Annotated in this window: 10 protein-coding genes; 9 read left to right on the plus strand and 1 reads right to left on the minus strand. The window is 31.7% G+C overall.

What is annotated here, in order from left to right; translation table 11 throughout:
- The 9 genes from mraY to BLT88_RS03005 all read left to right on the plus strand — a co-directional run bounded on the left by mraY (position 1) and on the right by BLT88_RS03005 (position 10756).
- Positions 1 to 1227, plus strand: coding sequence for a phospho-N-acetylmuramoyl-pentapeptide-transferase (gene mraY, locus BLT88_RS02965; protein WP_091952895.1), 1227 nt, complete (start codon positions 1 to 3; stop codon positions 1225 to 1227).
- Positions 1228 to 2562 carry a UDP-N-acetylmuramoyl-L-alanine--D-glutamate ligase gene (murD, locus tag BLT88_RS02970; RefSeq protein WP_091952897.1) on the plus strand — a complete coding sequence of 445 codons (1335 nt, stop codon included), beginning with the start codon at positions 1228 to 1230 and terminating at the stop codon, positions 2560 to 2562.
- 52 nt (positions 2563 to 2614) lie between these two features.
- On the plus strand, positions 2615 to 3796 hold the full coding sequence (locus tag BLT88_RS02975) for an FtsW/RodA/SpoVE family cell cycle protein (protein WP_091952898.1): 1182 nt from the start codon (positions 2615 to 2617) through the stop codon (positions 3794 to 3796).
- Positions 3783 to 4874 (plus strand): undecaprenyldiphospho-muramoylpentapeptide beta-N-acetylglucosaminyltransferase, encoded by a 1092-nt coding sequence (gene murG / locus BLT88_RS02980; RefSeq protein ID WP_036787551.1) that lies wholly within the window; start codon positions 3783 to 3785, stop codon positions 4872 to 4874. The genes BLT88_RS02975 and murG overlap by 14 nt, the downstream gene beginning before the upstream one ends.
- The gene (murC, locus tag BLT88_RS02985) at positions 4871 to 6214 is read left to right on the plus strand and encodes a UDP-N-acetylmuramate--L-alanine ligase (protein ID WP_091952900.1); all 1344 of its coding nucleotides are present in this window, start codon (positions 4871 to 4873) and stop codon (positions 6212 to 6214) included. The genes murG and murC overlap by 4 nt, the downstream gene beginning before the upstream one ends.
- Positions 6211 to 6936: a cell division protein FtsQ/DivIB gene (locus BLT88_RS02990; protein ID WP_091952901.1), complete on the plus strand. Its 726-nt coding sequence runs from the start codon at positions 6211 to 6213 to the stop codon at positions 6934 to 6936. The genes murC and BLT88_RS02990 overlap by 4 nt, the downstream gene beginning before the upstream one ends.
- Positions 6937 to 6942: 6 nt before the next feature.
- Positions 6943 to 8271 (plus strand): cell division protein FtsA, encoded by a 1329-nt coding sequence (gene ftsA / locus BLT88_RS02995; RefSeq protein WP_036787545.1) that lies wholly within the window; start codon positions 6943 to 6945, stop codon positions 8269 to 8271.
- Between the two features lie 66 nt (positions 8272 to 8337).
- Positions 8338 to 10236: a cell division protein FtsZ gene (ftsZ, locus tag BLT88_RS03000; RefSeq protein ID WP_091952903.1), complete on the plus strand. Its 1899-nt coding sequence runs from the start codon at positions 8338 to 8340 to the stop codon at positions 10234 to 10236.
- Between the two features lie 304 nt (positions 10237 to 10540).
- Positions 10541 to 10756: a hypothetical protein gene (locus BLT88_RS03005; RefSeq protein WP_091952904.1), complete on the plus strand. Its 216-nt coding sequence runs from the start codon at positions 10541 to 10543 to the stop codon at positions 10754 to 10756.
- 216 nt (positions 10757 to 10972) lie between these two features.
- On the opposite strand, the gene BLT88_RS03010 is transcribed toward BLT88_RS03005, so the two are convergent.
- Positions 10973 to 12160 carry a pyridoxal phosphate-dependent aminotransferase gene (locus BLT88_RS03010; RefSeq protein WP_172824237.1) on the minus strand — a complete coding sequence of 396 codons (1188 nt, stop codon included), beginning with the start codon at positions 12158 to 12160 and terminating at the stop codon, positions 10973 to 10975.
- Positions 12161 to 12167: the final 7 nt, after the last annotated feature.

Consider the following 12167-nt stretch of genomic DNA (forward strand, 5'->3'; position numbering starts at 1 on the left):
ATGCTGTATTATTTATTCGAATATTTAGAAAGTCAATTTAGTTTTCCAGGTGCAAGTGTGTTTCAATTTATCACATTTAGAGCAGCAGCAGCTTTTATTTTGTCTTTATTGATTTCAGCAATTTTTGGTAAAAGAATTATTAAATTTTTGCAAAAACAACAAGTAGGAGAAACGGTTAGAGATTTAGGCTTAGAGGGGCAGAAACAAAAATCTGGAACTCCAACTATGGGAGGAATTATCATTATTCTAGCAACGTTAATTCCTGTAATTTTATTAACGAAATTAGATAATATTTACATTGTGATTTTGATAATCACTACATTTTGGATGGGTTTTATTGGTTTTTTAGATGATTATATCAAAGTGTTTAAAAAAGATAAAGATGGTTTAAAAGGGAAGTTTAAAATTTTAGGTCAGGTTGGTCTAGGGCTGATTGTAGGGTCAATGTTATATTTTAATGATGGAGTTACGATTAAAGAACAATTACCACTGCAGCAGCAAGTTATGCAAGAGAATGGAAGGAAAAAAGTTTTTGGTGAGGCTCACAAATCTACCAAAACTACCGTTCCGTTTTTAAAAGATAACGAATTAGATTATTCAAAAGCGTTGCGTTTTTTGGGTGAAGGTTATGAAAAACATGGATGGATCGTTTTCATTTTTATCACTGTTTTTATTGTTACAGGAGTCTCCAATGGAGCAAATTTAACTGACGGAATCGATGGTTTAGCAGCAGGTTCATCAGCAATTATTGTAATAACATTAGCTGTTTTTGCTTGGGTTTCTGGTAACATAATTTTTGCTGATTACTTAGATGTAATGTATATCCCAAATTCTGGAGAAATGACTGTTTTTATTTTGGCATTTGCAGGAGCTTTAATTGGGTTTTTGTGGTACAATACATATCCTGCTCAAGTTTTTATGGGAGATACAGGAAGTTTAACAATTGGAGGGATTATAGCGGTAATCGCAATTTCAATTCGTAAAGAGTTATTGTTGCCGATTTTAGCAGGAATTTTTGTTGTAGAAAATCTCTCAGTAATCATGCAGGTTTCTTGGTTTAAATACACAAAGAAGAAATTTGGAGTAGGTAGACGTATTTTTAAAATGGCGCCTTTACATCATCATTATCAAAAGTTGAGTTATCATGAAAGTAAGATTGTTGTTCGTTTTTGGATTGTTGGAATTCTTTTAGCGGTCTTCGCAATTGTTACTTTGAAATTGAGATAGATGAAAAGGTTAGTGATTTTAGGAGGAGGAGAAAGTGGAGTAGGGACTGCAATTTTAGGAAAACGAAAAGGGTACGAAGTTTTTGTTTCAGATAACAACAAAATATTAAATAAATATAAAAAAGTTCTTTTAAATAATGAAATTGATTTTGAGGAAAATCAGCATACAGAAAGTAAGATTTTAAATGCTGATGCAGTGGTAAAAAGTCCGGGGATTCCGGAAAAAGTTTTAATAGTTCAAAAATTGATGGAGAACTCAATAAAGGTTATTTCGGAAATTGAATTTGCAGCACAATATACAAATGCAACAATTATTGGGATTACAGGTTCAAATGGAAAAACAACCACAACATTATTAACACATCATATTTTAAAAAAAGCGGGATTAAGTGTTGGAATTGCTGGGAATATTGGAGATAGTTTTGCACAACAAGTTGCTGAGGAAACGTATGAGAATTATGTTTTAGAATTAAGTAGTTTTCAGTTAGATGGCATAGAAAATTTTAAAAGTCACATTGCAATTTTAACCAATATTACACCAGATCATTTAGATCGCTATGAGTATGATTTTGATAAATACATTGCCTCAAAATTTAGAATCACAAAGAATCAAAAAGAAACTGATTATTTAATTTATGATGCAGATGATCCTGTAATCAATAATTGGTTAAAAGAAAATAAAACAAGTGCAAAATTAGTTCCGTTTTCGCTTGAAAAAGAATTGGAATATGGAGCCTATATCAAAGATAATAATATAATCATCAACATTAATAAAGACCTAATTAACATGCCGTTATCAACTTTATCAATTAAAGGAAAACATAATACAAAAAATGCTATGGCAGCAAGTATGGCTGCGCAATTATTAAAGGCTAGAAAACAAGTTATAAAAGAAAGTTTAGAAGATTTTGAAGGTGTAGAACATCGTTTAGAAAATGTTGCAAAGGTCAAGGATGTAGAATATATCAATGATTCTAAAGCAACGAACGTAAATGCAACTTTTTATGCATTAGAATGCATGGATAAAACCACAGTTTGGATCGTTGGAGGTGTAGACAAGGGGAATGATTATAATGATTTATTGCCTTTGGTTAGAGAAAAAGTAAAGGCAATTGTTTGTTTAGGTCTTGATAATGAAAAAATTAAAAATACGTTTGGTAATGTAGTAGATATTATTGTTGAAACTGCCGGAGCCGAAGAAGCGGTAAAAGTATCTCATAAGTTAGCAGAAAGAGGAGAAGTGGTTTTATTATCTCCTGCTTGCGCTAGTTTTGATTTATTTGATAATTATGAAGACAGAGGGCGTCAATTTAAAAGAGCAGTAAAAAGTCTTTAAAAAGGTTTAATCATCTAAAAATTTAAATACTTACGTATCTGTAAACCTAAAAATGAAAACTATTTTTCAACATATAAAAGGAGATCACACCATTTGGGCAATTGTTGCTATTTTGGCAATATTCTCTTTTATGCCTGTGTATAGTGCAAGCACAAACTTGGTATATGTTGTTGGTTCTGGTTCTACTTTAGGGTATTTACTAAAACACATGGTTTTATTAATTATGGGTTTTGGCATTATTTACGGAGTTCATAAAATTCCTTACAGATATTTCTCAGGAGGATCTGTATTAATGCTTCCCATTGTAATTGTCTTATTGGTTTTTACATTGGCGCAAGGAACTATAATTGGAGGGGCGAATGCAAGTAGATGGATTCGTATTGCAGGTATCGGTTTTCAAACATCTACTTTAGCAGGTTTAGTGTTGATGGTTTATGTAGCGCGATATTTAGCTAAAAACAAAGAAAAAGAAATCAATTTTAAAGAAAGTGTATGGCAACTTTGGGTGCCAGTAGCTGCAGTTTTAATATTAATATTGCCTGCAAATTTCTCAACAACCGCCATCATTTTTGCTATGACTTTAATGCTGACTTTTATTGGAGGATACCCATTAAAATATTTAGGATTTATTATAGGAACTGGATTAGTAATATTATTGTTTTTTGTTTTAATAGCAAAAGCCTTTCCAGACGCAATGCCAAATAGAGTGCAAACTTGGCAAAATCGAATTGAGAATTTTTCAGATTCAGAAGATAAAGAAGCGTATCAAGTACAAAAGGCAAAAATTGCAATTGCAACAGGAGGTCCGGTAGGAGTTGGTCCTGGTAAAAGTGTTCAGAAAAACTTTTTACCACAATCTTCATCAGATTTTATTTTTGCAATTATTGTTGAAGAATATGGTTTATTAGGTGGTTTTTTAATCGTTTTTATTTACTTTTTGCTGCTCTTCAGAATTTTTGTAGTTATTAGAAAAACAACTACCATTTTTGGAACATTGTTAGTTGTTGGTGTTGGTTGTCCAATTATATTTCAAGCGACCATAAATATGGCTGTTGCTGCCAACTTGTTTCCAGTTACTGGACAAACGTTGCCATTAATTAGTAGTGGAGGTACTTCTATTTGGATGACATGTTTTGCATTAGGAATGATTCTTAGTGTAAGCGCAGCAAAAGAAGTAGAAGAGGAAGATATTTTAGATGATAACCCTTTAGATATTTTACATGAAACCATATAATATACTTATTTCTGGAGGAGGAACAGGAGGTCATATTTATCCTGCAATAGCCATTGCTAACGAATTTAAATTACGCTATCCAGATGCAAATTTTCTTTTTGTGGGTGCTAAAGATAGAATGGAAATGGAAAAAGTTCCGCAAGCTGGTTATGATATAAAAGGCTTATGGATTTCTGGAGTGCAAAGAAAATTAACCCTAGATAATTTATCCTTTCCTTTTAAATTGATTAGTAGTTTGTGGGAAGCAAGAAAAATTATCAAACAATTTAAACCTGATATAGCAATTGGCACTGGAGGTTTTGCGAGTGGGCCAACTTTAATAGTGGCAAGTAGAAAGGGTATTCCTACTTTAATACAAGAACAGAACTCTTTCCCAGGAATTACTAATAAATTGTTGAGTAAAAGAGCCAGCAAAATTTGTGTGGCCTATGACCATTTAGAACGTTTTTTTCCTTTGGATAAAATGGTAAAAACAGGAAATCCTGTTCGTCAAGATTTGTTGACGATTTATTCCAAAGAACAAGAAGCAAAAGATTTTTTTAAGTTGCATAAAACGAATAAAACAATTTTGGTTTTAGGTGGAAGTTTAGGTGCAAGAAAAATAAATCAGCTTGTTGAAGGTAATTTGGAATTCTTCAAAAACCAAGAGGTTCAAATTATTTGGCAATGCGGAAAGCTATATTTTGACGAGTATAATAAATACAATGACTTAAGTTACGTGCAAGTGCATGAATTTGTGAATAGAATGGATTTGGCATATGCTGCCACGGATATTATTATCTCTAGAGCAGGAGCAAGCTCAGTTTCAGAGTTGTGTATCGTTGGTAAACCTGTCATTTTTATTCCGTCACCAAATGTAGCTGAGGATCATCAAACAAAAAATGCAAAGTCCATAGCAGATAAACATGGAGCTATTTTGTTAAAAGAAAGTGAGTTAGAAACGTTTCCTATTGTTTTTGAAACGCTTTTAAAAGATATAGGAAAGCAAGAGCATTTATCAGAGAATATAAAAGAATTAGCATTGCCAGGAGCAACAACAGATATTGTAAATGAGATTGAAAAACTATTAAAAAAGTGAATTTAAAAAAGATACAGACCATTTATTTTGTTGGTATTGGAGGTATTGGAATGAGTGCAATTGCTCGTTACTTTGCATCCAATGGAAAGCTTGTGGCTGGTTATGACAAAACTCCGTCTCAAATAATTTCGAGTTTAGAGGAATTGGGTGTTGAAATTCATTTTGAAGATAGTTTAAAGAACATACCAATTTCTTTTTTAGATAAGGATAAAACCTTGGTTGTGTACACACCAGCAATTGCCGAAAATCATACAGAATTAAATTACTTCTTAAATAATAATTTTAAGGTTTTAAAAAGAGCAGAAGTTTTAGGTAAAATTACAGAAAGCACTTTTTGTCTGGCTGTTGCTGGAACGCATGGGAAAACTACAACTTCTTCTATTTTAGGACATATTATGCATCAACAAAAAGCGACTTCTTTTTTAGGTGGAATTGCTGAAAATTACAATTCAAATTTAATTTTGGGTGAAGACAAAGTTTCGGTTGTTGAAGCAGATGAGTTTGATCGATCTTTCTTACAATTGAGTCCTAATATTGCTTGTATAACTTCTATGGATGCTGATCATTTAGATATCTATGGAGAAGCAGCAGTTTTAGAAGAATCGTTTGTAGAGTTTGCAAATAAAGTTTCAGGTACATTAATCATTGCAAAAGGATTGCCTTTAAAAGGGTTAACCTATGCTGTAAACGAAGCCGCAGATTACAGAGCCTTTAATTTAAAAATTGAAAGTGGAAAGTATATTTTTGATGTCCAAACACCATCAGAAAGTATAAAAAATATTGAATTCTATTTACCAGGTAAGCATAATGTAATGAATGCTTTAGCTGCATTTGCAATGGCAGATGTATATGGTGTTCCCGCAAAAAAAATTAAATTAAGTTTGTCAACTTTTAAAGGGGTGAAACGTAGGTTTTCTTATAAAATAAAAACGAGTGACTTTGTTTTGATTGATGATTATGCACATCATCCAACAGAAATAAATGCAGTAGAAAATTCCATAAGAGAAATGTATCCCAAAGAAAAAGTATTGGCTGTTTTTCAACCACATTTATTTTCTAGAACAAGAGATTTTATCGATGATTTTGCAACTGCATTATCAAAATTTGATGAAATCTTATTATTAGATATTTATCCAGCAAGAGAATTACCAATTGCTGGGGTAAGTTCTGAATGGTTATTTCATAAAATAGAGAACAAGCATAAAAAATTGGTTCAAAAAAATAATTTAATAAAAGATATTAAAAAATCGACAGCAAAAGTAGTTGTAATGTTAGGTGCTGGTGACATTGGAGAAATGGTAAATGAAGTAAAAATAAACTTTTATAATTCAAGAAAATGAAATTCAGAAAGGTTTTAAAATACTTGTTATTTCCAGCTTTGATGGTGGGTTTAGGGTTTTTGTACAGTTTTTCATCAACAAGAAATCTGCAAATAAAAATAGCAGAGCCTATTGTAGAATTTGAAGAAGGGGATAATAATTTTTTAACATATTCAATGGTTAATAAATTGTTAATACAAAATAAAGAAACAGTGCAAAACCAAGCGAAATCTGTGATAAATTTATACGGATTAGAGAATAGAGTGTCCAAAAATCCATATGTAGAAAATGCAACCATTTTTTTAACGATTGATGGCAGACTAAAAACAATTATTAAACAACGGATACCTGTTGCTAGAATTGTTTTAAAAAGTGGCTCTTATTACATTGATAAACAAGGAGTAAAAGTCCCTTTGTCCAATAATTATTCTGCAAGAGTAATGTTGATTTCGGGAGTTGAAAATGTGGAAGCTGTTAACGAGATTTTACCTTTGATTTCTTTAATATTAGGGGATGAATTTTTACATAAAGAGATTGTTGGAATTGAAAAATCTGAAGTTCATGAGTATAAGTTTTCTGTGAGAAGTGGTGATTATAAAATAAATTTTGGAAAATTATCTGAAATGGAAACAAAATTTAAGAAGTTGAAAGCTTTTTACAGCAAAACATTTAAAGATAAAACTATTAAAAATTACAATTTAATAAATTTAAAATATCACAACCAAGTTGTGTGCATTAAATAAATCAAAATGGAAGACAATAAAATAGCTGTTGGTTTAGATATTGGTACAACCAAGATTGTTGCCATGATTGGTCGTAAAAACGAATATGGCAAGATTGAGGTTGTTGGTATCGGAAAAGCTAAAAGCCTAGGCGTGAAACGTGGAGTTGTAAGTAATATTACACAAACGATTCAATCAATTCAACAAGCGGTAGATGAAGCACAAAGTGTTTCTGGTGTAAAGATTGAAGATGTTGTTGTTGGTATTGCTGGTCAGCATATAAGAAGCTTACATCATAGTGATTATATCACAAGAAATAATGCTGATGAAGTTATAGATGAAGATGATATTGAAGACTTAGTGAATCAAGTTCATAAGTTGGTGATGTTACCGGGAGAAGAAATTATTCACGTATTACCACAAGAATTTAAAGTAGATTCTCAAGCAGATATCAAAGAGCCAATAGGTATGTATGGTGGTCGTTTGGAAGCTAATTTTCATGTTGTTGTTGGTCAAGTTTCATCAATTAGAAATATTGGACGATGTGTAAAAAGTGCGGGTTTAGGGTTAAGTGAAATTACATTAGAACCCTTAGCTTCGGCTTCAGCAGTATTAAGTCAGGAAGAAAAAGAAGCGGGAGTCGCTCTCATTGATATAGGAGGCGGAACTACAGATTTAGCAATTTTTAAAGACGGAATTATCAGACATACTGCTGTCATTCCTTTTGGAGGAAATGTAATTACAGATGATGTTAAAGAAGGTTGTTCTATCATTGAAAAACAAGCTGAATTATTAAAAATTAAGTTTGGTTCTGCTTGGCCAGGAGAAAATAAAGAAACAGAAATTGTATCTATACCTGGGTTAAGAGGAAGAGAGCCAAAAGAAATCACATTAAAAAATTTATCAAAAATTATACATGCAAGAGTTCAAGAAATTATTGAGCATGTGTATTTAGAGATAAAAAATTACGGACATGAAACGGCAAAAGGAAAACTAATTGCGGGAATTGTTTTAACAGGAGGTGGTTCTCAACTAAAACATTTACGTCAGTTAGTTGAATATATAACGGGTATGGATGCCAGAATAGGATTTCCTAATGAGCATTTAGCCGGAGATTCTGATGAAGGCTTGTCAAGTCCTTCTTACGCCACAGCTGTTGGTTTGTTGATGGTCGGTTTAGAGAAAGATATTAAAGTAGAAGATATTATTGAGGAGACTGTATCTGAATCAAATGCAGAGACAGAAGAGCAAGAAGAAATTCAAGCAAAAAGTGAGGAAAAACCAAAACCTACGAAGAAATCTTTTTTCGAAAAATTTACAGAAGGTTTAAAGGATTTTTTAGACAACGCTGAGTAAAATCAGCATGATTAGTAAAATTAAAAAGAATAAAATTAATAAAAATTTAAAAAGATAAACGTTATTATGAGCTCAGAATTTGATAACATTTTATTTGACATGCCAAAAACACAATCTAATACCATAAAAGTAATTGGTGTTGGTGGTGGTGGAAGCAATGCAGTAAATCACATGTTTACCCAAAGCATAAAAGGAGTAGATTTTGTAATCTGTAATACAGATGCACAAGCTCTAGAAAACAGCCCAATTCCTAATAAAATACAGTTAGGAGCAAACTTAACATCTGGTTTAGGAGCTGGTGCAAATCCAGAAATTGGGGCACAAGCAGCTAAAGAAAGTATGCAAGAAATACAGCAAATGCTAAATACCCAAACAAAAATGGTATTTATTACTGCGGGTATGGGTGGTGGAACTGGTACTGGTGCGGCACCAATTATTGCTAAAATTGCCAAAGACATGGACATCTTAACTGTTGGTATTGTGACAATGCCATTTGCTTTCGAAGGGAAAAGACGCTCAAAACAGGCTCAATTGGGAATTGATCAATTGCGCCAAAATGTGGATTCTTTAATTGTTATTAATAATAATAAATTAAGGGAAGTTTACGGAAACCTAGGTTTTAAAGCAGGTTTTTCGAAAGCTGATGAAGTTTTATCTACTGCTTCTAAAGGAATTGCAGAAGTTATTACGCATCACTACAAACAAAATATTGACTTGCATGATGCTAAAACGGTCCTTTCTAATAGCGGTACAGCAATTATGGGCTCTGCAAAAGAAGAAGGTCAAACCAGAGCAAAAACAGCTATTGTAAAAGCATTAGATTCACCGTTATTAAATGATAATAAAATTACAGGTGCTAAAAATGTATTATTACTTATTGTATCTGGGACTAATGAAGTTACCTTAGATGAAATTGGTGAAATCAACGATTACATTCAAGATGAAGCTGGATATGACGCTAATATTATTATGGGTATTGGAGAAGATGCGGACTTGGGAGATGCAATTGCAGTAACAATTGTTGCTACTGGTTTTGCGGCAGATCAACAAAGTACAATTACAAATACAGAGGTAAAAAAAATCATTCACACTTTAGAGGATGAACAAAAAGCTACGTATAACTTTACAGAAAAAACAGTAACGAAATCACCTACTTTAAATACTCCCATTTCTAATACGGGAGCACAAAAAATTATACACGTTTTAGGAGATGAAATGGAAGATACTAAACCAAAAATGGATTTAGTGGCTACAAATCCAATTATTTCAAACATGCCAGTAACTTTTGATGAGGTTTCTAGTGATGTTGTTTCTGAAGATGATTTTATCATTACGGATGCTTTAAAAGTGGAAGAAAAAGTGGAAGAAGTATCGACGCAATTTCAAACAGATTTAATGTTTGATTTACCTTTAAATCCTGATGCAGAAATAAAGTCTGAAGACGAAATTAGATTTAATTTAAATATAGAGAAAGAATTAAATATCCATGAAATTGAGGTTTATGGAGCGCAAGAAATTAAGGCTGAAAAGAAAGAAGTTGAAAAAAGATATATTTTAGAAGATTTTGATGCTCAACCAACAATAGGTAAAAGTTCTAGTTTTGTGGAGAAAAAAGTAATTGAGGAAGAAGAATTTCAATTTGAATTAAAAACAACAAAACCGCAATCAGAAATTAATAAGATTGAAACCACGAGTGAGGAAGTTTCCCCATTAGACTTAACAATTTCTGAATTACAAAAGAGAGCAGAGGAAAGACGTAAAAAAATGAAAGGTTTTAATTATAAGTTTAATGATCAATTAGGTAAAAATATTGATGAAATAGAACGTCAACCGGCATATAAAAGAATGGGTGTGGATTTAGATAAAAATACATCCATAAGTAAAACAGAAACTTCATTAAAAAAAGACAATGATGATTTAGGTTTTAAATCTAATAACTCTTTTTTACATGATAATGTAGATTAATATTTTTTTAAATTATATATAAGATCACACCAGAAATGGTGTGATTTTTTTTGTAATTAATTTACGAAACCTATTTATTGCATTAAATTATTTCATTTGTGATGCTTTTCTATAAACTAGCTATTTCTTATATTTTTCTTTCTTTTTATGCATAATTCTAAAATATATTTTTATTTTTTTTCTGATTGTCGTAAACCATCAATCCTGAGAGAATGAAGTTTTAGTGATGATTTCATGATATTTAGCCTGTAACATATTTTTTTTTAAGTCGTCTATTTAATGTAATCAATTAAACTTATACATCATGAAATATTTAAAAACGGTATCATTAGAAGAAAGAGGAATTTTAACATCTGCGTATAAAAAAGAAATTAAAAAGAACATGAAGTTAGAGAAATCTAAATCAGTATCTAGAATTAAGGATATGATTTTAAATCATCATGGAAAAATAGAAAGTCAAGTAGGAACTATTTTACAAGTTTCATTGTTTGCATTTGCTATTATTATGATCGTTTACTAAAAGGTAAAAGGATTTTGAATAGAGAAAGTAGCTTATAAATAAGTCCTGTTTAGTGATAGTAAGGATATCCTTTTAAATATCAGTTTGAGTAAATTTTGAGGAAAGAACAAATCTAAAATATATAAAATAACACATTTTAGATTGTTTTAAAAACACACAACATCAAAAAAAATCCATCTAAAAAAGATGGATTTTATAATAGATATGTTTTTGCTTTTAATGTAAAGCTTTTTTTATTCTCTTAATAGCTTCACGAATTTGTAATTTAGAAGCTGCATAAGATATTCTGATGCAATTAGGAGCTCCGAAAGCATCTCCAGTTACAGTAGCAACATTGGCTTTTTCTAGGATGAACAAAGAAAAATCGCTGGCATTTTCAATTTTTATTCCGTCTATCGATTTACCAAAGTAAGCAGAAATATCTGGAAAAACATAAAAAGCGCCCTCCGGAACATTTACTTTAAATCCATCAATTTCTCTCAATAACCCAATAATGATATCTCTACGAGTTTTAAACTCATCTACCATAAATTGTATTTTAGAAACGGGCGCTAATACTGCTATAATTGCCGCTCTTTGAGCAATACAGTTTGTGCCTGAGGTAATTTGACCTTGCATCTTTGTACATGCTTTTGCAATCCATTCTGGTGCGCCAATATAACCAATTCTCCAACCAGTCATGGCAAATGCTTTTGCCAAACCGTTTACGGTAATGGTTCTGTCATACATGCTTTCTATAGCTGCAAAACTAAACGGTTTTGAATCGTAATTGATATGTTCATAGATTTCATCTGATAATATAAAAATCTTTGGATATTTTTCTAAAACTGCTGCTAATGCTCGATATTCTGATTCACTATAAATAGTTCCGCTTGGATTATTTGGCGAGTTAAAGAAAATCATTTTAGTTTTAGGCGTAATTGCTGCTTCTAACTGAGCCGGTGTAATTTTGAAATCGTTGTCAATAGAAGAAGGAATTTCGACATAGGTTGCTTCACATAAAATAGCAATTGCAGAATAACTTACCCAATAAGGCGCTGGTAATAAAATTTCATCACCAGGGTTTAACAAAACTTGTGCAATGTTGGCGATAGATTGTTTTGCGCCCGTAGACACTACTATTTGATTTGGTTTGTAGTCTAGACCATTATCACGTTTAAACTTAGTGCAAATAGCCTCTTTCAATTCTACATAACCATCTACAGGTGTATATGTATTGTAATTTTCATTGATCGCTTCTATTGCCGCATCTTTAATAAAATCCGGTGTATTAAAGTCCGGCTCTCCCAAACTTAAACCAATAATATCTTTTCCTTCTGCTCTTAATTCTCTAGCTTTTGCAGCCATTGCCAATGTTTGTGATGTTGGTAGGCTGTTAATTCTGTCCGATAATGGATGTGTCATTTTACTG

The organism is Polaribacter sp. Hel1_33_78 (genome assembly GCF_900106075.1).
In the GTDB taxonomy this organism is placed as follows: domain Bacteria; phylum Bacteroidota; class Bacteroidia; order Flavobacteriales; family Flavobacteriaceae; genus Polaribacter.